Source organism: Candidatus Cardinium hertigii (assembly GCF_050864855.1).
Taxonomy (GTDB): Bacteria; Bacteroidota; Bacteroidia; order Cytophagales; family Amoebophilaceae; genus Cardinium; species Cardinium hertigii_C.
This window is the reverse complement of sequence record NZ_JBOZWW010000048.1, coordinates 40,829-63,666: the sequence shown is the minus strand read 5'-3', so window position 1 is coordinate 63,666 and position 22,838 is coordinate 40,829. Positions and strand designations below refer to the sequence as shown.

Here is a 22,838-nt window from a genome sequence, read left to right as displayed (position 1 = left end):
TGTTAAATAGGATACGTAAATATATAAAATATTAAGCAATACAACCCTATAAATGGTTGCCTTCATCAACGGCTTGTCCTAGGTAAATGGCCGAAAGCAGTGTAAAAATATAGGCTTGTAAAAATGCAACGAGCAATTTTAGCAAAAACATAAAAGCTCCAAAAGGTACACTGACGACAAAGCCGATGGCTATACTTTTCATACTAAAAATAAGTCCTATAATACTTAATAAAATAATGTGACCGGCTGTAATGTTGGCGAATAACCGGACCATAAGGGAAAAAAACTTTGTTAAAATCCCCAAAATTTCTACTGGAATCATAATAGGCAACAACCAATTTGGGACTCCTTCTGGCTTAAATATATGGCGCCAATAGGATTTGTTGCCGTTGAAAATAGTAATAAGCATGGTAAAAGCAGCTAGTACCAAGGTGACTGAAATGCTTCCTGTTACATTGGCACCACCTGGGAGTAGTCCCAAAAGATTATTAAGCCATATAAAGCAAAAAATGGTTAATAGATAAGGTAAAAATTTTCTACAGTGTTGCGGGCCTATGTTGGGCATGGCTATTTCATTTTTTATAAAAGATATAATCAAATCTATACAAGCCAACCATCCTTTGGGTGGAGCAAGTGGGGCCCGTCGATAGCCTCTTGCCATCCATAGCAATCCGCTTATTAGGAGTAGCATACTTAAAAACATAGCAGCTATGTTTTTTGTAATGGAGAGATCTAAGATAGATCGGCTTGGATCCAGACAATGAATTTTTTGATTCGAAAGAAAGTAGCCACGAAATGGCGTAGGCTGGTGGTTTGCATCATAAAAATGGGCAGAGGAGAAACACTCTATACCTTTATCTGCAGAGTATAGTATAATCGGTAGAGATAGTTCAATATGTTTTCCAGCAATGGTGGCAAAGTGCCAACTATGGCCATCTGCTACATGTTCCATAACTGGATTTTCAGCTTGTGGCGGTGTGGCATGGCCACTAAAAGATGGCCAACATAAGATAAAAACCAATAGGTATTTTACCCAAGCAACTTTTTTTGATGTCATTTGCTCTTTTAGCATGGCATGCAATAGGCTAAATAATCTATACGGTAACATAAGCGGTTGGGGCTAAATATTGATCCATCCTAAGATACGCAGTTGCAAGCGATTTTTCAAAAAATATTACGTGATCATCTATTTCACTTTAGCACACTACTGCAAATATAGGCCAGTTGCAATTAATCAAAAAAAGACCAGTGGATGCCAATGTCTGCTGCCTTTTTAAGACCAGGATAAAATGGTGTGGCAAAATAGGCAGATGGCTTATCCATAAAATCGTTGATAAAGCTGTATTTCAAAGAAAGCTTTAAGTTATTAATACGGATATTGTAAAATAGGTCTATAATGGGCCGCCCTTGTGTAGGAAATTGGTTTTGGCGGTAAAATTGTTGTGCAATTACATCGTAGCCATCTCCATAGCAAAGCTCTTTAAAATGTACGTTGACACCTGTTTCTATATCCATTTTTTTATCATAGGGCTGGTTTGCATAATAATAACGACCTGTGTACATATAGGGAGGTATATAGCCTTTAAAAGGCTTTTTTTTCTTGCTGATGTCCCATTGTATGGTAATGTTGTGGTCAAAATGGAAATATGAAAAAAAACAAAAATTTAAGTTCCCCTCTAAAGAGAAGAGGTAAATAGGGGTAGTGACCTGCATAGGTTCCGATATACAATGGTCGGCTCTACCTGGTAGTATGGCTTTCCGGTAGCAAATATAGTTGTTGAGCTTTTTAAGCGATAAAATGGGATGAATCGTTATATGGGGCCATTTATGCCATATGGCTGCATCTATTGCTTGTGCAGATGGCGCTACAAAATCTTTGTTCCATAGCCTGTGTCTGCTATAACCACACGATACTATATAAGGCACTTTATGTTTAACGGTATGACAGGAAACTTTAAAAAATGTATCTTGGTACGCTATGTTTAAGGTATGATAGCCTTCTTTTTCCAATAGGTAAGCGCCGTCTACATAAAGCGTACGATCGTTGGTAAAGTGCAACCGCGTATTGGCCCCTAAATAGTGTTCTTTTTCTGCTTTTTTGTCCTGTAAAGGACGATCATATGTTGTTCCATCAGGCGCAAAAAAGTTATATGCTAGATCAATCGATTTGATTGTATAATGTATGGCATAAAATAGATTAGGGCGCGCTATATCTCCTTTAATGCCTATTTCATGACCAATCGATTGCATGGCCACACAGTTTTCCTCTTTATTCTCTTTATCTTTTTGTTCAGATATAAACGGCAGTAGTTTGTCGTCTAAATCTTTAATGGTACATAGATTGTTTCTACGGTCATAGTTTAGCTCATGGTATAATTGTAGTGGTTTACTGAATTCATAATGATGGTAGAGATAAAAATTACGTCTAAGATCTTTATGCATTACTTTTTTGTCTATTTTGTTTTGCATATATTCCTCTTGTAACAAAGGCAAAGAAGAGGCACAGCGCTTACTTGGATTTTTTTCATCAAACTTAAATTGGGTTTTGTCTTTCGTTGAACGTACGCCACCGGTTTCTTTGGTCAGATACTGCTTATTCGATCCACTCATAAATAGATGATAGCGCTCATCTGAACTTTTTATATGGGTAAAAATATCAAAATGGGGGAAGCCATTAATGATTTTATCATCTTTGCTGTGGGGCCATTCTTTTTCTGTCATAGCACCGTGCAAGTGGATGCCTATGTGCCAGTTTTTAAGCAGCCGTTGCGTATAACAGCCATCAAAGAGGAAACTACCTAAATTGGCCAGTACAATGTTAAAATAGGCATATGCTTTGGCAGTGTAGTAGTAACGTATGTCTTGAGGTGGTTGAAAGTAAAAATCATAGGCTGAAAGGCCATAGGTTGCACCTATATGTTGGGGTAATCTGTAAAATAAATGTTGAGCCGCTGTCCAGTGGTTACCAAGATCTTGAAAATTGTAGTGATGACGTTCTGCAACTGTAAAATGGTCCATCTTCGTCACCGATCGGTCGATGCGATGATACTTCCTGTAATTTTGTTTTATGGCACGTGGTGTTATGAAAAAAGTAGTACTTGCTTCTACCTTTTCTTCTTGCGTTTTTTCAAAGACCTCTTCGGCTTTTTCGTTTCCATAGGCACTAAATGATAGCATCAGAACCAAAAGAAATAGATTATACCGCCACCCAATCGAAAGATTTACCATATTGCTATTTTTAATACTCACGTTACAAATATAATGACTTGTATGGAGCTACCATGGTAAAATAAACCAGAAAATTACAGGTGATGCCCATCCATTTAAAGAAGATAGTCGATCTATCTGTACCATTAAATGATCCTATTCTATTAACATAAATTTGGGATTATATATATTTTATACCGATAATCCGTTTATAAAAATATAATAAAATAACGTTAATTCTGGATTAGATAGTAAAAAGAGGGTTTTAAAAAGCTCCTTTGTCTTTTAAATTTGGAGATGCAAAAAACCAAATTACCAAAGGAGCCAATTATGAATGTATCAAAACTAGTAGAAATATATTATACTGTTGATCAATTTTAAAAAAAATTGTTCCATATATGGAAAGACAGTTATTAACTACATCTGAGAGAAAACCAACTAGAATATCTTCACTAACTAAATCGGATCTATATCCAATACTATTTTGATTTTGCTATAGGGTGGTTTACTTAGTATATATTTGCAACTGTTTCTTAAATGCTCTTTTGTATCGTGTAATGTACTTAAATTTTTACTACCTATTTTTAAAAATAGATCTAATAAAAAATCACCCCTGATTTTTCCCACTAATGGTTGTTGAGGGCCTAGTACCATACCTTCAAATTTTTTTTCTAATATTTCTTTTAATTTGATGGCTCCTGATTGTAAGGTAGATCCATCTATACTACTTAAATGTATTTTAATGAGTCTAACGTAAGGAGGATATAGAAACCGCTTTCTTTCTGCTAATTCAGCATCATACATTCCTTCATAATCACTATTAGATAAATATTCAAATAAAGGATGATGGCGTTGTCTGGTTTGAATAAATACACTGCCTTGTTGGTGGCGTCTACCTGCTCTTCCTGCCAACTGGGTAATCAATTGAAAACATTTTTCATTGGATCTAAAGTCAGGAAAGTAAAGTAATCCATCTATATCGGGTATACCTATAAGACGCATATTGGCAAAATCCAATCCCTTGGCCATCATCTGTGTACCCACTAAAATATCTATTGATTCATCGTTTATCTCTTTCAATAAAGATGGGAAACTATTTTTTCCTTTTATGCTATCTAAATCCATCCGACCAATCTTTTGTTTGGGGAATATAAGTTGCAAGCTCTCTTCTAGTTTTTCTGTACCAAAGCCCATATTGTGTAGTTGTTTCGATCCACAATGGTCGCACGTCGAACAAGGAGACCTAGTATAGTCACAATAATGGCAGCGGAGATGATTCGATGCTTGGTGGTAGGTAAGGCTTACCGAGCAAGTAAGACAACGTGGAATCCATCCACAACCTGCACATAAAAAGTATGGTGCATACCCTCTTCTGTTTTGAAAAATCATTGCTTGACCACCTTCCATATGGTTCTTTTCAAGCTTAGATAGTAGCGTCAGAGAAAAATTTTCTCGCATAGCTTTGCGCTTTTTTTCTATGTTCAGATCAATAAAAAACAACTTAGGCTGCCCTGCTGTACCAAATCTGTGGCTTAATCTTACCAAGCCATATTTACCAGTTTTGCCATTGTAGTAGCTTTCTATAGAAGGTGTGGCTGAACCCAGTAAAACTTTTGCTTGATGTTGTTGCGCCAATAGAATGCTACTCTCTCGTGCATGGTAGGTAGGCATCTTATCGATCTGTTTGTAGGCTTGATCGTGTTCTTCATCTATAATAATCAGTTGTAGCGCTTTAAAAGGTAGCAAAAGGGCAGACCGTGTGCCTATAACCAATAATGGAGCAGGGTTTAGCAAACGTGCCCATGTCTTTAGACGTTCTTTATTCGATTGTTTCGAGTGGTGTACCATCAACCATTCTCCCAAAAAAGGTCTGATACGCTCTACTATATGCATTACTAAACCTATTTCTGGTACTAAAAACAATACTTGTTTTTGTTGGCAGAGTGCAGATGCAATTAGATGCATGTACAACTCTGTTTTACCGCTTCCTATAGCACCATATAATAGTACCGCTGTTTTTTGAGCAAATTGCTTTTCAATTTCTATAAGCGCTTTTTTTTGATAGATTGTTAAAGTAGATAATGGTGTACAGGGTGCCGTAAAATTTGATGGAGCTAACTGATCTGTCTTTATTAAAATCCCTTTTTTGTATAATGCATGAAAAGCTGATTTAGAATAGCCTAACAGTACTTCTTTGGCAATATATATAGGAAAGTTTTCTTTATTCGGTAAAAAATGGGATAAAAGCGCTTGTTGTTTGGGTGACCGTGGTGCTAGCTTGGTTATGGTAAATGGATCTAGGTGGATAGTGGGAGAAAGGGTAACGTAGTGGTTGTCATGCTCTGACGGATCAATCATAATCTTGATGGTTGCTTCTACCAATCTTTTAGAAAGTAGTGCTATAAGTGGTTTATTCGTATCTTTTTCCCCTATTAATGACACAATAGATTCATAAGATAAAGATTGGTGTTGTAGCGCAGTGATAATAATTTGTTCCATTGCAGATGGTGTATAGCTGCCCATAGCCTCCTTGTATTGAAAACTTATGTTCTTCAGGTTAAGTACTTTAGGCCATGCCATCGATAGCGTTTCACCAAGATTAGATAGGTAATAATCGGCCATCCATTCTAAGAATGCCAGTTGCTGAGCAGTGCATAAAGGGGTTGCGATGGCTAATAGATCCTTTGTAGGATAGGAAGGAGGGGTATTATGGCAGCGGATTACAATCCCAGGCAAGAGTTTGCTGCTGCGCAATGGCACAAGTACACTACTACCTATCTCTAATCTATCTTGGTACTTAGAAGGAATAGCGTAGGTTAAAGGTTTAATAGGCAAGGGGAGTATAATATCTACGAATTTTTTCAAGTGCCATACATTTTAAAAGCATCTGTAGAAGTAAAGATTTAATCTTACAGACAGTAAAAAAATTATAGTTTATAGTTGTCGTTTAAGTTTAGATTGTCAGATGTTCCTTTAATATATGCGATTTGATTATTTTTTTCAAATACTAATTTTTACTATCGTCCCAAGTTTGTATAGCTGTTTTACCATAACAATATTCCCCAGAATGGGGCCGTCATTAGAATGAAATTATTGTAAATGAAGATAATTAAATTTAAAATTTCTAAAGCCAATTACATGAAAAGCAATTGGTATGGTCATTATTTCGCTCAAAGTCAGTGAACATGTTCTAGTAGGTTTTCTCTGAGATGTAGTTAATAACTGGCTTTCCATATATGGAACAAATTTTTTTAAAAATTCATCAACAGTATAATATATTTCTACTAGTTTTGATACATTCATAATTGGCTCCTTTGCTAATTTGGTTTTTTGCATCTCCAAATTTAAAAGACAAAGGAGCTTTTTTAACCTTTTTCTATTACTGTCTAATCCAGAATTGACGTTAAGAGGAAAGAAAAAATAGTTAGTTGTAGACTGTTTCAGTCTTATAGAAATATCCTACGAAACAACATTTCTAAAAACCTGTCTGGTTTTTTCAGTCTATTATACTTTTAGTCTATTATACCCATTTTAATTTGGGTTAACTTCCGCTTGGTATCCAAAGAAAAATCACCTTGTATCATCCATTTATAATAAGAAGGTTCCAGTTTTAGCACCTCTGATACACTTTTTCCTTTGTGTTTGCCAAAGTTAAAGATGGGTATATGTTGCTCATTGTAGACCATTCTACCTGCAAAATCCACCATGTTCGTATTGGTTAAATTATGTAGGGTAGCCACATCGTTTTTTACGATACCCAATGAATGACCCAACGCATCTACTACTGGCTGATTTTCATATCTTTTTATTTGCTCCATCAATACCTCTAACGTAGCTTCTATGTCTACCATAGCGTTATGAGCGCCTTCTAGTTCCTTTTGACAATAAAATAGATAAGCTGCCTTTAAAGTTCTTTTTTCCATTAAGTGAAAAAGCTTTTGAACATCTACAATTTTACGGTTTTCTACTTTAAATGCTAATTCTGCCCGTAAAAAACTTTCTACTAATATAGGTATATCAAAACGCAGCAGATTAAAACCAGCTAGATCAGCGCCTCTTAAAAAGAGCATTAATTCTTTTCCTATTTGTTTAAACGTTGGTTTATCTTTTAGGTCTTCCGCATAAATCCCATGGATTAAACTAGATTCAATAGGAATAGCTTGTTCTGGATTGATTCTTTTATAAAAGGTCAAGCGATTACCATTGGGCATAAGTTTAATCATTGCAATTTCTATGATGCGATCGTGTACCACATTGGTACCTGTAGTTTCTAAATCTAAAAAAACAAGTGGATTGGTTAGTTGTAAAGGCATAGTAGTTTTTTTCGTGACGCTTGTCTTTGCAAGGATATTATTTTTTTACATAAAAAATGGTTTGCTCCCCTTTACATTTGTCTATGCTTGCCTATATTGCGCAATAGTTATGAATTATTAAGTGTATAGCAATACTGCTTGTCAAATATAATTAAAATATACATTACACTTTCTATTATGGTATCGTCTATGTTAATTAATACCATTAGCCATCTTATTTTTCGTAAGTTATTGCTTGCTTGGTATAAGTTACATCAGCGTTCTTTGCCTTGGCGTACTACTAAAGATCCATATAAAATCTGGTTATCAGAAATTATTCTGCAACAAACAAGAGTTGTGCAAGGGCTCCCCTATTATGAGCGCTTTATTGCCCAATATCCTTCTGTAGTCGCACTATCCCGTGCTGCAGAGCAGGATGTGCTCCGTTTGTGGCAAGGGTTGGGTTACTATGGTAGAGCGCGCAACCTACACCATTGTGCGCGAACTATTGTTGAAAAATACAATGGCATCTTTCCTACTAGTTACCGATCACTCCTTACATTGAAGGGAGTAGGCCCCTATACAGCCGCAGCGATTGCTGCTGTTGCTTTTAAGGAAGTAGTAGCTGCTGTAGATGGAAATGTCTACCGCGTATTGGCACGTATTTTTGGGTTAACCTATGATATAGGTACCTCGCAAGGTAGAAAACAAATGCATCAGTTTGCTAGCCTATTAGTAGATCCTATACAACCCGACACATATAGTCAAGCGATTATGGATTTTGGTGCACTCCAGTGTACCCCAGTAGCTCCTTTTTGTACTACCTGTATTTTCAACAGCTATTGCATAGCCTTCTATACCGATAAACAAAAAGTATTGCCTGTGAAAACCAATAAACTACATAAACGAGTCCGTTATTTCGACTATTTCATTTTTCAGTATAAGGAAGTTATATATATGAAAAAGCGTATAAAAAAAGATATTTGGCAAGGGATGTATGATTTCTATTTGTTAGAAAATAAACAGCGTTTGGTGGTAGATCAGATGGAAGATCCTTTGTTTAAATTAGCTAAAAACCATCATTTGTCCATTACTAGCTTTGAAAAAGAAGCGTGCCATTTGCTTACCCATCAGAAGTTGTTGGTAAAATTTCACAAGATCGAAGTTACCTCAGCTTTCTTGGAAGCAGCCAACGATCTATTTAATCAATTTTCCTTAGTATCATTTAATCGTTCACAGATTCAAACTTTGCCTAAACCTATATTGATTCAAAATTTTTTAAAAAGACTAAATGTTGTTTAGGTAAAAATTTTGAATAGCGCTTTGGTATCCATACCAGTATAGCCTCTATTTACTTAATTGGGTACCATTTTCGTAAGAAAAATTTTATTTTTTGAATAAAAATATTTACCTTGCACCACGCCTTTTTTCTAACCTTAAGTCAAGGTGCCTATAGGTTGCTCATTTAACAATTTTATAAGTAAAAGGTAGATTAAGGTGCTTCGCGTTTAATTTTTAATAATAGTTTTTTTGTTTTCCATGATGGAAGGAGTAGTAAAATGGTTTGATCCAGCCAAAGGTTATGGATTTATAAAGCCAGTAAATGGCGGTAAAGATGTTTTTGTTCATATAAGTGCACTTGTAGCCTCTAGAGTAAGCATGATAGACCAAGGTCAATCAGTAGGTTTTGAAATAACCAGTGATAGAGGAAAGGAAGTAGCTAGTAACATTAAGGTACTTGATGTGTAAGGAACAGAAGAAGAATGATTTAAATTTTAATATTATACTTTAATATACATTGCGTAATACTTTTCAAAAATATAATTTGCCATCAGCTCTTTTGGGAGCGTTGGCCAAGATGCAGTATGATTGTCCTACTGCTATTCAAGACCAAGTGATTCCAATAGCTTTAACCGGCCAAGACATTTTAGGTTCTTCTAAAACAGGTAGTGGAAAAACAGCTGCTTTTTCTATACCTGTAGTTGCACAGCTTATGAATGATCCTAAGGCCAGTGTACTGGTATTGGCCCCTACACGAGAGCTTGCTGAGCAAGTAGCAGGTGTGATGTCCAGTATGGTGCGTGGTTGTAGCCACTTGCGTACGGTATTATTGATAGGAGGTGAGCCCATTGGGAAACAGTTAATGCGTTTGCGTATGGATCCTAATATTATTGTAGGTACACCTGGTCGTGTGGAAGATCATTTATGTAGGGGCTCACTTCACTTGCATCGCACTACCTTTTTGGTATTGGATGAAATCGACCGAATGTTAGATATGGGTTTTTCTATTCAAATAGATAAAATTATTAAGCGTTTGCCCATAGAACGACAAACGTTGATGTTTTCAGCTACCTTGGATAGAAATATTGAGCGATTGGCTGGATCCTATTTAAGACAACCGGAACGGATTAATGTAGAAGTTTCTGATGATGAACCTAAAAACATACAAGAAGAATCTCTTTATGTGCCAGAAGCTGCAAAGTTCCAAGTTTTATTGGAGCAACTTAATCAACGGGAGGGATCTATTATTGTTTTCGTAAGAACTCAAATAAAGGCAGATAGCATCAGTTATCAATTACAGCAAGCAAATTTTAAAGTTTGCGCCATTCATGGTGGATTAAAACAACACCAACGAAAGCGTGTCATAAAGGACTTTAGAAATAAGCATTATACGATTATTGTAGCAACTGATGTGGCTGCAAGGGGATTAGATATTGATCATATCAAGCATGTAATCAATTATGATTTTCCCCAAGCTGCTGAAGATTATACCCATAGAATTGGTAGAACTGGTAGAGCAGGTGCCACAGGCTTTGCTTTGTCTATGATTTCTTCTCCTCAAGAAAGGAGGCTCTGGCGTATTATTCATAATGATCCAGTAGAAAAAGAGGCAAAAAGGCCATTTAGACAAAGCACAAATTTTAATCGGTTTAGGTCTCGTTCTTTTGGACGTAGTGTTTCAGGTTAAGTATTTTATTTGTTTCACTTAAGGGTTAGCTTTTCATCCATTGTTAAAAGCTAACCCTTTTTTTATAAAGAAGGTCCTGTCCTGTCTGTCTAAAAAAGGTTTAAATTAAGTTTTTAGTTTAAAACTTTAGTAGTTTATTATTACGCCCATATTATTGCCCTATTTTAAAGAATTTTGTTCCTCACAAAGGCAAAAACGGCCGCTATTTGTCGAAAAGCTCAGTGGTATAAGGCAATCCCAAATGCTTATAGGCAGCTTCTGTTGCAACCCTTCCACGTGGAGTGCGTTTGATATATCCTTCTTGAATAAGAAATGGTTCATATACTTCTTCTATGGTTTCTGCTTCCTCTAGACAAGCCGTTGCAATAGTAGTAAGTCCTACGGGACCACCCTTGAATTTTTGAATAATATTGGTAAGAATCCGTTTGTCCATTTCATCGAGTCCATTCTCATCTACATTCAAAGCTGTTAAACTTAATGCGACAATATCTTTGGTAATATGTCCATCCCCTTTAATCTGCGCAAAATCTCTGGTACGTTTCAGCAGATTATTGGCTATACGTGGGGTGCCTCTACTGCGCCTGGCAATTTCATAAGCAGCTGCTTGATCAATAGGACTACCCCATATACTACTGGCCCGCTGAACAATTTTAGTCAGCAAGGTGGTATGGTAGTAATCCAATCGCGCATTAATACCAAAACGGGCCCGTAGTGGTGCGGTTAGCAAACCTGAGCGGGTGGTCGCCCCAATTAATGTAAAACGATTAAGTGCCAATTGTACACTACGTGCATTAGGACCTGCGTCCAACATAATGTCTATTTTAAAATCCTCCATGGCGGTATATAAGTACTCTTCTACTATGGGATTCAGACGATGAATCTCATCTATAAAAAGTACATTAGAAGGCTCTAAACTGGTCAAAATACCAGCTAAATCTCCTGGTTTATCCAATACAGGTCCAGAAGTAACTTTTATATTGGTATTCAGTTCATAGGCAATAATATAGGCCAGTGTTGTCTTACCTAAACCAGGGGGACCATGTAGCAACACATGGTCTAAAGCTTCTTTTCTTTGTTTGGCAGCTGCTACAAATATTTGAATATTTTGGACTAATTTTTCTTGCCCAAAAAAATCATTAAATTGAAGAGGCCGTAAGGCTTTATCAAGTTGCTCTTCTGGTTTTTTAAGCACGCTACAGGGGCCATTGATAAGATCATGCTCCATTTTTTTAACTTTAACTCAATGAAGAATATACATAAAAAATAGCAAAAATGTGGTTAAAAATCAGATTACTCAAACGATTAATCCTATTTTGTATAGGAATTTATCTGCCTATTAAGTTTTTCATTCTATGGATCAAGTCAACGAATAAACCTTTATGGCATCATTACGCACTTGATCACTGTATATTGCGCATCATCATTTGTTGCATTGCTTGTATCTATTATTTACATCTGCAACAAAACAAAGGCACAAAAAATGGTATAGTACCCTCTATGCATCGCTACAAATTAATGATTCGTACCGTATTATTGCAACTCACAATGACATTTGGGTTACTATTACTAAGCAGTATTCAAGCAACATTATGGCATCCTAATGTACAGCCTATACGATATTTTAGTAGCAACATTGATTTTGTATACCGTGGGCTTGTAGAAATAACTTGCCTGGCTGCTATTTTAGAAGAACTGCTGTTTCGAGGTATTTTAGAAAAACTACTCTACAAAGTCATTTCTACCAGATTATGGATTACGCTAACTAGTGCGCTAGCTTTTAGTCTGATGCACGGTAATATGCGCAATAACCTATTGTATTTTGTGATGGGATGCTTTTTCAGCCATCTATATTACCAAACCAAAGACATTATTTATCCTATTATCGCGCATGGACTACACAATTTATGCGCCACATGTATCATGTATTTCAAATGGGATGAGCGATTAGATTTAGCCATAAATAGTTTAACAATTGTAACACGTATCATACTAGCAATTGGCGCTCTCTTAGGAGTGTATCAATATGTAAGCTATAGACTGATTCAGCCAAAAACAAAAAATACTATTTAAACCATACAAGTATGCAATTGGTTATATTAGGTGGAGGAGAAAGTGGCACAGGTGCAGCACTACTAGCCAAACAAAAAGGCATAGAGGTATTCGTTTCGGATATAGGTATCATTAAAGGTGATTATAAACATTTACTGAAAACTTATGCCATTCCATTTGAAGAAGGCCACCATACAATAGAAAAAATAAAAAGAGCTGACAAGGTCGTCAAAAGCCCTGGTATACCCGATGAAGCTGCAATCATTCAGCAGCTCCATGCATGCCGTATACCCATTATAGATGAAATAACCTTTGCAGCACCCTATGCAAAAGGTAGTATAATAGCTATAACAGGTTCAAATGGAAAAAGTACTACAGCACATCTGATTTACCATTTGCTCCATACAGCAGGATACCATGTAGCTTTGGCTGGGAATATGGGGTATAGTTTTGCAAAATGTCTTACAAAGGGTAGTTATGATTACTATGTATTAGAGCTTTCCAGCTTTCAACTGGAAAGCGTTAAAAATTTTAAACCAAATATTGCCTGCCTATTAAATATTACACCTGACCATTTGAATAGATACAATTATTCTATAGAAACCTATGCAAAAGCTAAATTGAATATATTGCGCAATATGACTCCATTAGACCACTTTATTTACAACAAAGCGGATCCAATCATTGCTGCATATCTTCAACCAGAAAATATTTTGCCCAAACTGCACCCTATTGATCCATGCTCTATTTGGAATAACGATGGATTATGCCAGTGTAATGTGCATGGCACTTCTTTTTCTATTGGCAGGGAACAAATCGCTTTACCAGGTAGACACAATGCATACAATGCTATGGTTGCCATTACAGCAGCAGCATTAGCAGGGGTAGCACCTAGAACCATTTCTGCTGCTTTACCTAAGTTTCATGGGCTATCGCATCGACTAGAATGGTGTGGTGCCCCACAAGGCATAAACTGTTATAATGATTCAAAATCCACTAATGTAGCCTCTACAAGGGCAGCATTGCTTAGTTTTAACCAACCTATTATCTGGATAGCAGGGGGAGTAGATAAAGGAAACGACTATAGCCTACTATTGCCCATTCTACAAGAGCGGGTAAAAGCAATCATCTGCTTGGGAAAAGACAACCGGACCATTATAAAAGCTTTCGGTCTGATAGAATTGCCCATACAAGAAACCGATAACCTAGATAAGGCCATACATATGGCACTATCCATTGCATCGCCTAGAGAAATAATCCTTTTATCCCCAGCATGTGCTAGCTTTGATTTATTTAAAAATTTTGAAGATAGAGGCAACCAATTTAAAAAAAAAATAAACAAACTAACTCAACAGTAAGTGCATCAGGCTATTTAGTCGGTCCTAAAATACCATATAATTAGTCAGTCCTGAAATACCATATAGTTATTTGTTAATCAGCAAATAAATGGTTGAATTTATATATGGTTAATAACCAGTTTTTACGTTGTTTTGTATAAAAAGCTTGCAAAATAAGGATAAAATCTAAGAAAATAAATCATAGCCTTGAGCGTTTGTTTGAGCAACGCTTGTCTAGTTTTCTTAACTCGAAACATCCATTATTCCAGTTATCTAATTCGATTCCTTGGCACTCCTTAGCATCAGATTTAGACCGCGGTTTTAGCTATGGACCTGGTCAGCCTCCTTTGCCTATTCGTTTAATTATAGGTCTCCTTATTATCAGTCATATGTATGGTATTTCTGATGGCACGCCGGTACAGGTGTGAAACAAATGGGGTGAAAGTCCCCAGACTCTAATTTGTCTATTTCGGAAGTCTAGATAGTGTCGTCATAAAAAGTTAGCCCATAAATGGATACATCTAATTTGGACAGCTGCCAAGAAGGATGCTGTGTTCTTTGCATACCTAGTGGAGATTCCTCTCCATTGCTTAATTTTGAGAAACATATTCTCAATAAGATGTCGGAATTTATATAAATTCTTGTCAAAATAACGTTTTGTTTTTCTGTTTTTCTTGGAAGGGATAACAGGAACAATACCTTTTTCTATAGTATATTTAATGATTTTATCGGTATCATAGGCACGGTCTGCCAACAAATGCTTTGGAGTTATCCCCTCAATAAGATATGGAGATTGGCTACAATCAGCTCTGGTACCTTCTGTGATAATAGCTCTGATCGGCATACCAGACGCATCCACGGCCAAATGTAGCTTCGTATTAAGCCCCCTTTTGTTCGACTCATAGATTGGTTGCCTCCTTTTGCACCCGTTCCATGTATATGTACTTTAATATAAGTAGCATCAATCATAAGCCATTTAAAATCAGTATTATTAATCAGTTTTTCTAAGATCCTCTCCCATATACCATTATCTCTCCAGCGAGAAAATCTACGATGAGTGTTTTTCCAATCTCCATAGCTCGATGGAAGATCACGCCAAGGAGATCCTGTACGTAAAATCCAAAATACTGCATTAATAAACAGTCTATTATCTTTGGCAACAGCTCCCCAACCTCCTTGTTGACCTGGAAGTAGAGGTGATAAAATAGACCATACTTTGTCTGAAATATCATGACGGTGAATCCATTTAGACATCTATAAATATAATTGATGTTATGATCTAAAAATATAATATGAACTACAAAACAAATATACAAAATATTTCATGACGACACTATCTAGCCTTATAGGCAGCATTCGTTGATGTAAGTTCCTTATCTTTTTTACTATGATCCTCTATAAGATTTGGGGAAATTTTATGGGTATGATTTATGCCACCACATCCGGCTAATAGTAGCAAATGCAATGCAAAACCTTTTTTTATTTTCATAATTATAATTTATTTATTTAGGTATTCATAATGTATGCTACTTATTTTAAAGGGGCCGTTTAACTACCCGATTTTATAAGCAGCTATATCTACTATAATGATACTAAATAGATCTTTAAAATCAAATTTGCCAAAATTCTATCTATCTATCTATCTATCTATCTATCTATCTATTCCACTTTGGTAAGTAGAACCGCTATGTTTAGATCCTCTATATGGCTTTCGAAGCCTACTAGTTCGGATACAAATTGTAGTTGTATGGCTTGTGTTTCTGTACAAATATAATCTTTATAGGTGATAATAGCCTGATTTATAGAATTTTCATATTGTTTTATATCAATGATAATTTTGTCTTGAATATTGAAGTTCAGGGTTTTACGCAATTGCTGAATACGGTGGACAAATTCACGTGCCATGCCTTCTTCTTGCAGCGCGTTATCCAAGGTAGTATCTAGTACAATGGTTATTTCACCCTCTGTGGCCACACACCATCCAGGTATATCTTCTGTAAGAATACATATATCTCCTAAGGTAAGGGGAATTACCTCATCTTGTAAGTGTAATAGATGGGTGTTACCTTGCTCTAAAGCATAAATTTCAGATGGTGTTAAGGCAATAATAGCCTCGTTAAGCTGTTTCATTTTAGGACCATACCGTTTACCTAAAAGAGAAAAGTTAGGTTTTGCTTTTTTTAGATGCTGGGTATTATCTAAGTAATGGATCTGTTTTACATTAATTTCTTTTTTAATAAGCGCTTCTAAACCAGGCCATCCAGCTGAAACAAAAAGACCTGCAATACTGATGCTAGATAAAGGTTGGCGCACCTTAATGCTATGTTTTTTACGTAAAGCATGTGCCAAAGAGACAATTTTTTGTACTTGTGCCATCTCTATTTCTAGACTTGGATCTAAGGCTTCTGATGCTGCTACTGGAAAATCTGATAAATGGACAGAATCATGCTTTTCTTTTTCGGTAACATGGTTCAATGCTTGATAGAGGTAATCTCCATAAAAAGGCGCTATAGGTGCCATTAGTTTAGCAACCGTTATCAGGCAATGATAAAGAGTCTGATAAGCAGCTTCTTTGTCCTTATCTTGTTGGTTTTTCCAGAATCTTTTTCTATTCAGCCGTACATACCAATTACTCAAATCATCTATTACAAAATCTTGAATCATTCTGGCCACTGGTGTAGGCTCATAGTGTTCATAGGCCTCTGTTACCACTTTAATCAATGTATGTGAGCGAGAAATAATCCACCTGTCACTCTGGGTTAGGTCGCTATTCGTAAGTAGACGTTTATTAAAATAGAACTGATCTAGATTGGCATAAAGTGCAAAAAAATTATATGTGCTGTGTAACGTAATGAAAAATTTACGTACTACCTCTGCTACGCCTGTGGCATCAAATTTTAAATTATCCCATGGATTGGCATTACTAATCATATACCAACGTATGGCATCTGGACCATATTGTGTCAATAGTTCCGTTGGATCAAGAGTATTACCAATGCTTTTAGACATTTTATTACCATATTTATCCAATACTAGTCCATTGACTACTACATTTTTAAAAGCAGGAATTTCAAAAAGTAATGTGGAAATAACATGTAAGGTAAAAAACCATCCTCGGGTTTGATCTATCCCTTCTGCAATAAAATCAGCAGGGAAATTTTTTTCAAATATTTCTTGATTTTCAAATGGATAATGCCATTGTGCACAGGGCATTGCACCAGAATCAAACCAAACATCTATTACAGATGCCTCTCGATACATAGGCAATCCATTGCTGCTTACTAAGACAATATCGTCTACATAAGGACGATGCAAATCAATATCTTCTGGTAGCTGCTGTTGCATGAAACCAGCCAATACAGCTTGCTCTACTTCAAACCTTAGTTCGGCTAAGGAGCTGATACACTTTTCTTCTTTTTGATCAGCTGTACGCCAGATAGGGAGTGGCGTACCCCAGTAACGTTCACGACTTAGGTTCCAATCTACCAAATGCTCTAGCCAACTACCAAATCGTCCTTTTCCTACAGAAGCAGGCTTCCATTGAATGGTATGATTTAACTCAATCAATAATTCTTTATAAGCTGTTGTCTTAATAAACCAGCCATCTAGTGGATAGTAAAGAATTGGTTTATGGGTACGCCAACAATGGGGATAATTGTGCTCATATTTTTCTACTTTAAAAGCTTTGTTTTCTTGCTTTAGTTTCGTAGCAATCAATAGGTCTACAGGAGGTAAATTGGATGTTTCTTCATAAGCCGATTTTACATAACGTCCGGCAAAATCAGTAATTTCTGGTACAAAACGACCTTGTCTATCTACAATTGGAACAGATGCACCTGATGCATTGGTCACCATAATAGGGGCAATATTTTCTTTTTGAGCGACTCGGTAATCATCTGCACCAAAGGTAGGCGCAATATGCACAATACCAGTACCTTCTGTGGTGTTGACAAAATCAGCTGCGATTACCTTAAAAGCATCTCCTTTCGGCTGTACATAAGGTAAAAGTTGTTCATAACGCATGCCTACTAAATCCGATCCTATATAGCTGTCGACAATCTCCCAAGGTAAAGTAGTGTGATCCGATGTAGGATCAGTCTGGTAGCCATCAAAACTAGTAGGTACACCTGTAAAAAAACGTTGAACAGCATCTTTGGCCAAAATAACGTAAATAGGCAGGTGGGTATAGGGGTTAATGGTGGCTATTTTCACATAGTGAATCGTAGTCCCTACCGCTAGCGCACTATTTGCAGGAAGGGTCCATGGTGTAGTCGTCCATGCCAAAAAATATTCATTGTCTTGTCGTTTAAACTGTGCTACAATCGAAATGTCTTTGACCAACTTATAGCAGCCTGGCTGGTTTAATTCGTGGGAACTTAGTCCTGTGCCAATAGGAGGGGAGTAGGGTTGTATAGAATAGCCTTTATAGATCAGTTTTTTATTGTAAAGTGCTTTCAGTACGTACCAAACCGACTCAATATAATCGCGTTCATAGGTGATGTAAGGATTTAGGTTGTCTTTCCAGTAACCTAGTTGCTTATTCAATAATTCCCATTCGCTTTTGTAAGACATAACCGTTGCGCGACATGTCTGATTGTAATCGGCTATGCTAATTTTTTTACCAATATCTGACTTGGTAATACCTAATTTTTTTTCTACTTGGAGCTCTACCGGCAAACCATGCGTATCCCAACCACTTTTGCGACGTACATAATAACCCTGCATGGTTTTATACCTAGTAAAAAGATCTTTAACGGTCATGGCCAAAATATGGTGTACACCTGGTGCACCATTGGCTGAAGGAGGCCCTTCAAAAAAAACAAAAGGCTCATTGCTTTCACGTTGCTGCATAGAGCATGCAAATGTTTTTTGTTCCTCCCAAAAGAGATCTATTGTTTTTGCAATGTCTAGCAAATTAAGTTGCATTTGCGTTTTGTATTTTTTCATCTACGTGTAGGTAATTAAATCTTTAATGCAACACACTATGTGCTACAATTTAATGAAAAAGTTAGGTCCTATTATTACAAAATAGTGGTACAAACTAGCTTAGGTGGCATAGCTGGTATACAATCTATATCTGTCACAACATAGCGCCATATTTTATCTAACCCTTTTGAAATCCCTATTCTGGGTGTTGAGTGATAAACTAATTGACAACCTATATCTTTAATATATAATGTTTTTGATACGGTTACATCGATCGCATTATGCATTAAATTAATGCCTAAATACTGACAAAGTTTGCCTGGACCATTTAGGTAAGTATAGGGTGGATTGATTAGTTTTATACCTCTAATAAGTGTAGCAGCTGGAAAATTTAAAGCTTCCGTAACAATATTTAAACAGTAATATTTGCCATATATAAAATATACATAGCTAAATCCAGCTAGTCCAAACATGACTTTGGTTCTTTTGGTCATACCTTTAGCTGCATGACAAGCAGGATCATCTGTACCAATATAACTCTCCGTTTCAGTAATAATTCCCTTAAATTTATGAAAACATAATAGTTTACCAATTAAATTGGTACTGACCGTATTGGTATCTTGTATAAAAAAAGATCTATTGAGGACCATTTGGGATTATTGGATCTTGTTGTAATCACATTTATTATGCTTTACTTACGATCGAAATATTTTATATTACTTAGACGGTAAAGGTCTAAAGATGTACAGGCTTTTTATATTGGAATAAACTACTTTTACATATAAAATTGCAGCTAAACATAGGCATACTACACATGTAAAGAAGGTAGTATACGTTGTTTCTTTATAAAATATTAGGCAAACCTTATCTATAGGAAATTCTTTAATGAAAAATAGAGCCATTATCAAATGGTCGACCAATGCAGCAAGTAATAAACTGATAAAATTGCTTACCACAAAGCTATATCTAGCCTTTAACTTTAAGAAAAGTTTGAAACCTATATAACCAGCAACCAATATAGCAAACAAAGAAGTTCCTATAAGTCCACCAATAGGTTTCCCAGCGATGCAATATTGCTTATGGTATAATAACCCAAATGAAGTAGTGGTTGATAATAGAATGCTTGTAGTTGCTTTTCGATGGCCATGGCCATTTGCTATGCTATTTAAAATAAATGTTAAAAAAGTAAATAATAACGCACAGTATACTACTTTAGAAGTAAAATTCATGCAGAATACAGATGCAAATAATATACCCACTTGACTGTAATAGTTTTTTAGTATTTTTTTCATATTGCTTAATGTTGAATTATACGCTTACATAAAATATCCTAAATATAGCCATTTATATGGGTTAATACCCTCTAATTTCGTAACCCATTTTAATATATGCATCTGGCAATACTATAGATGCTATCTAACTGTTTAGCTTAAAAATTAAAAATCTATTGCTGCAATCGTCTGGTCATATTAACGTATCTACTTTAGTTTAGCCTATAAATAGTATTTTAAAAGCAATACCTATCAAACTAATGCCACTTAACCACCTGATCCATGGAAAAAAACTATATAGCTTCTTTGTCAACATGGGATGAGAAAAAAGAAAAACCATACATGTATACCAAATAAAAGATGTACAAATCAATATTAGTACATAGCAAAGTCGGATTAAAAAAGTAGTTTCTGGATGGAGGGTAGAAGAAACAATAGTCATAAAACCAAATAATGCCTGAGGATTGAACATGTCTGTTAAAAATCCTATGCGAAAGATTGGTATATACTGCATAGAAGATTTGCTTAAAGCTTTGTCGAATACAATAGCATCTAATTTTTTTTGCACTGTCTTCATAGTTATAGAATGCCACAAGTATCCAATTCCTAAGTAAAATAGGTACATACAACCCATATATTTGACCAATTGGAAGCACCAAAATAGTTTAGTAGTAATAAAACCAATGGCACAAATGGCACATCCTTTAGATATAAAGGCACTAGAGACAATCCCTATAATAGTCATCATACCTGCTTTTCTAGAAATGGTGCTACTATGACATGTTATAATGGCAAAATTAGCACCTGGCGTTAGAAGATTAAACAGGTTTGCCGTATAAAATATGATAAAATCATCTATATAAAAGTTTTCCATAACCAATAATGTTTAGCAACCTGAATGTAGTATTAAAGGTTAAAAATTATCTTGAAAAGACATTTAATCTAACCTTGGTGTCCTAAAAATAATTTTTTATAAAGTCCTTCTTGTGCCAATAGTTTTGAATGGGTGCCCTGTTCTACTATTTTTCCTTGCTCTAATACAATAATTTTGTCAGCATGACAGATGGTACTTAACCTATGGGACACCACGATAGAGGTTTTATCTTTAATAAATAATTCAAGACTTTCTTGTAGCCTTCGTTCAGAAGCAGTGTCTAAAGCTGAAGATGCTTCATCGAAAACTAAGATGGGTGGATGGCCTAATATCGCTCTTGCAATACAAATACATTGTTTTTGACCACCAGAGAGTTTATTTCCATTTTCTCCAATAATGGTATCATATGCTTGAGGCAAACGCATAATAAAATGATCCGCACAAGCTATTCGAGCCGCTTCTATCACCTCTTTCTTGCTAAATTCTGCTCTGTTGAGGGTAATATTGTTAAAAATTGTATCGTGAAATAAAATAGATTCTTGTGAAACAATGCCCATTAAACGATGTAATGATGGCTGATTAATATGGGAAATAGGTAGATGGTCTATTTCAATGGTTCCATCACTTGGTTGATAAAGGCCTGATAGAAGCGATAAAAGAGTAGATTTTCCCGATCCAGAAGCACCAACCAATGCAACTGTTTCACCTTTTTGAATCGTAAAATTAACCCGATGTAAAACCTTTTTTGCATCCTTATAAGCAAAAGAAACATTGTTAAAAATGATTGTACTTTTGAATGTGGTAGTGGTATAGGTTTTTAATTTTTTTTTCGACTCAGATTTTTCATCTAGTAAATCAAAAATACGTCTTCCAGCAGCCATGCCTCTTTGAATATGGCCCATACATCTTCCAATCATTTTAATCGGTATAAGTGTCTGGGAGCAAATAATAATGTAGGCAATAAAAGAACTGGTTGTAAGCATGATGCTACGATCTAAAAGAAGCAAATAGCCACCGTAAGCAAGTATAATGGAAACTGCTCCTACACTCAATGATGCAGATATAGGCGCAATCATATAGCTTTTTTTAGCTACCGCCATATGGGTACGGACATACCACTTTGCTTCTTTTTTAAACTGATCAATAGCATATTTCTGGGCCCCAAAATTTTTTATAACCTGTATAGCGCTTATCGTTTCTTCAGTTACATTCATTAAGTTACCCAGTGACTTTTGGGTTTGATCGGTCCATTTACGCAAAGATTGTATAATTTCAGCTATGCTCCATCCAGCAATCGGTAAAAATAGTAGGGTAAATAGGCTAAGTTTTGGCGACATGTAAAATAGAACAGCTATGTAACAAAAGAGTTGGGTCGGTTCTTTTAAGAATACCCGTAAAGTATCCGCTACTGTATGTTCTATTTCTTGAATATCAACAGTAATACGTGCTATTAGATCCCCTTTCTTTTGATGGGTAAAGTATTGAGTAGGAAGGGATAAGATGTGTTTAAAGAGTGAAAGACGCAAATTATGCACTAGATTTATGCGTACTTTAGCCATGGAAATATCTGCTACATACCTAAAAAAGCCACTAATTGCGTTAGACAACATAAATAAAAATGCCAACCAAAAGAGTGCACCTATTTTACCTTGATGTATAATGATGCTTATAAAGCAGTAATTAAATAATTTGGTTAAATAATGTGTATCAAGGTGCGGTTTTGGAAAGGATGGCTGGTCTAACAGTAGATGGTTTAACGCTTCTTGATTAAATAATATTTTAAGCAAAGGAATCACTAAGCCATAGGTGGCCAATCCAAAAAAAATGGATAAAAGGATCGCAAAGAAGTAATACAAAGAGCGTCTTCCCAAAGGCCCTGCGTAATCTAAAATCCTAGAATAAGTGCGCATTGAA

The 22,838-nt window shown here is 35.8% G+C and carries 17 protein-coding genes and 4 pseudogenes; 7 read left to right on the top strand and 14 right to left on the bottom strand.

All coding sequences use genetic code 11. The features are described from left to right. Positions 1-46 precede the first annotated feature (46 nt). A complete protein-coding gene (atpB, locus tag ACRRVB_RS02180; protein ID WP_432466347.1) occupies positions 47-1,108 on the bottom strand; it encodes a F0F1 ATP synthase subunit A in 1,062 nt (353 codons plus the stop codon). A gap of 122 nt (positions 1,109-1,230) precedes the next feature. Further along, positions 1,231-3,177 carry a putative porin gene (locus ACRRVB_RS02175; protein WP_432466346.1) on the bottom strand — a complete coding sequence of 649 codons (1,947 nt, stop codon included), beginning with the start codon at positions 3,175-3,177 and terminating at the stop codon, positions 1,231-1,233. 360 nt (positions 3,178-3,537) lie between these two features. Between ACRRVB_RS02175 and ACRRVB_RS02170 the strand changes: the two are divergent. Next, positions 3,538-3,689: pseudogene (locus ACRRVB_RS02170) on the top strand (IS982 family transposase); the annotation flags it as partial. Here ACRRVB_RS02170 and priA read toward each other — a convergent pair. The 4 genes and pseudogenes from priA to ACRRVB_RS02150 all read right to left on the bottom strand — a co-directional run bounded on the left by priA (position 3,664) and on the right by ACRRVB_RS02150 (position 7,520). After that, positions 3,664-6,042: a replication restart helicase PriA gene (gene priA / locus ACRRVB_RS02165; protein ID WP_432466359.1), complete on the bottom strand. Its 2,379-nt coding sequence runs from the start codon at positions 6,040-6,042 to the stop codon at positions 3,664-3,666. The pseudogene ACRRVB_RS02170 and the gene priA sit on opposite strands and share 26 nt — an antisense overlap. Positions 6,043-6,134: 92 nt before the next feature. Then, positions 6,135-6,283 (bottom strand): annotated as a pseudogene (locus tag ACRRVB_RS02160) (IS481 family transposase); the annotation flags it as partial. A gap of 17 nt (positions 6,284-6,300) precedes the next feature. Then, positions 6,301-6,510, bottom strand: a pseudogene (locus ACRRVB_RS02155) (IS982 family transposase); the annotation flags it as partial. A 209-nt stretch (positions 6,511-6,719) separates the two neighbouring features. Continuing rightward, on the bottom strand, positions 6,720-7,520 hold the full coding sequence (locus ACRRVB_RS02150) for an exonuclease domain-containing protein (RefSeq protein ID WP_432466345.1): 801 nt from the start codon (positions 7,518-7,520) through the stop codon (positions 6,720-6,722). Between the two features lie 138 nt (positions 7,521-7,658). On the opposite strand from ACRRVB_RS02150, the gene mutY reads away from it, so the two are divergent. The 3 genes from mutY to ACRRVB_RS02135 all read left to right on the top strand — a co-directional run bounded on the left by mutY (position 7,659) and on the right by ACRRVB_RS02135 (position 10,467). Beyond that, the gene (mutY, locus tag ACRRVB_RS02145; RefSeq protein ID WP_432466344.1) at positions 7,659-8,801 is read left to right on the top strand and encodes an A/G-specific adenine glycosylase; all 1,143 of its coding nucleotides are present in this window, start codon (positions 7,659-7,661) and stop codon (positions 8,799-8,801) included. 237 nt (positions 8,802-9,038) lie between these two features. Then, positions 9,039-9,248, top strand: a complete 210-nt coding sequence (locus ACRRVB_RS02140) for a cold-shock protein (RefSeq protein ID WP_014934820.1) — start codon at positions 9,039-9,041, stop codon at positions 9,246-9,248. Positions 9,249-9,339: 91 nt separating this feature from the next. Next, positions 9,340-10,467 (top strand): DEAD/DEAH box helicase, encoded by a 1,128-nt coding sequence (locus tag ACRRVB_RS02135; RefSeq protein WP_432466343.1) that lies wholly within the window; start codon positions 9,340-9,342, stop codon positions 10,465-10,467. A gap of 202 nt (positions 10,468-10,669) precedes the next feature. On the opposite strand, the gene ruvB is transcribed toward ACRRVB_RS02135, so the two are convergent. Then, on the bottom strand, positions 10,670-11,692 hold the full coding sequence (gene ruvB, locus ACRRVB_RS02130; protein ID WP_432466342.1) for a Holliday junction branch migration DNA helicase RuvB: 1,023 nt from the start codon (positions 11,690-11,692) through the stop codon (positions 10,670-10,672). Positions 11,693-11,739: 47 nt separating this feature from the next. Between ruvB and ACRRVB_RS02125 the strand changes: the two genes are divergently transcribed. The 3 genes and pseudogenes from ACRRVB_RS02125 to ACRRVB_RS02115 all read left to right on the top strand — a co-directional run. Beyond that, on the top strand, positions 11,740-12,537 hold the full coding sequence (locus ACRRVB_RS02125; protein ID WP_432466341.1) for a CPBP family intramembrane glutamic endopeptidase: 798 nt from the start codon (positions 11,740-11,742) through the stop codon (positions 12,535-12,537). An 11-nt stretch (positions 12,538-12,548) separates the two neighbouring features. Continuing rightward, a complete protein-coding gene (murD, locus tag ACRRVB_RS02120) occupies positions 12,549-13,874 on the top strand; it encodes a UDP-N-acetylmuramoyl-L-alanine--D-glutamate ligase (protein WP_432466340.1) in 1,326 nt (441 codons plus the stop codon). A gap of 158 nt (positions 13,875-14,032) precedes the next feature. After that, positions 14,033-14,260, top strand: a pseudogene (locus tag ACRRVB_RS02115) (transposase); the annotation flags it as partial. An 83-nt stretch (positions 14,261-14,343) separates the two neighbouring features. On the opposite strand, the gene ACRRVB_RS02110 reads toward ACRRVB_RS02115, so the two are convergent. From ACRRVB_RS02110 to ACRRVB_RS02080, 7 genes are all read right to left on the bottom strand, one after another. Then, a protein-coding gene (locus ACRRVB_RS02110) for an IS5 family transposase (protein ID WP_432466339.1) occupies positions 14,344-15,107 on the bottom strand; the annotation gives its coding sequence in 2 pieces (ribosomal slippage) (positions 14,344-14,735 and positions 14,735-15,107; 765 coding nt in all). A gap of 79 nt (positions 15,108-15,186) precedes the next feature. Next, positions 15,187-15,342 (bottom strand): hypothetical protein, encoded by a 156-nt coding sequence (locus ACRRVB_RS02105; RefSeq protein WP_432466338.1) that lies wholly within the window; start codon positions 15,340-15,342, stop codon positions 15,187-15,189. Between the two features lie 170 nt (positions 15,343-15,512). After that, positions 15,513-18,800 (bottom strand): isoleucine--tRNA ligase, encoded by a 3,288-nt coding sequence (ileS, locus tag ACRRVB_RS02100; RefSeq protein WP_432466337.1) that lies wholly within the window; start codon positions 18,798-18,800, stop codon positions 15,513-15,515. 74 nt (positions 18,801-18,874) lie between these two features. Then, positions 18,875-19,429 carry a DNA-3-methyladenine glycosylase gene (locus ACRRVB_RS02095; protein ID WP_432466336.1) on the bottom strand — a complete coding sequence of 185 codons (555 nt, stop codon included), beginning with the start codon at positions 19,427-19,429 and terminating at the stop codon, positions 18,875-18,877. A gap of 66 nt (positions 19,430-19,495) precedes the next feature. Continuing rightward, positions 19,496-20,071, bottom strand: coding sequence for a hypothetical protein (locus tag ACRRVB_RS02090; protein ID WP_432466335.1), 576 nt, complete (start codon positions 20,069-20,071; stop codon positions 19,496-19,498). Positions 20,072-20,267: 196 nt separating this feature from the next. Then, positions 20,268-20,924 (bottom strand): LysE family translocator, encoded by a 657-nt coding sequence (locus ACRRVB_RS02085; protein WP_432466334.1) that lies wholly within the window; start codon positions 20,922-20,924, stop codon positions 20,268-20,270. A 68-nt stretch (positions 20,925-20,992) separates the two neighbouring features. Continuing rightward, positions 20,993-22,834, bottom strand: coding sequence for an ABC transporter ATP-binding protein (locus ACRRVB_RS02080; protein ID WP_432466333.1), 1,842 nt, complete (start codon positions 22,832-22,834; stop codon positions 20,993-20,995). Between the last annotated feature and the right edge of the window lie 4 nt (positions 22,835-22,838).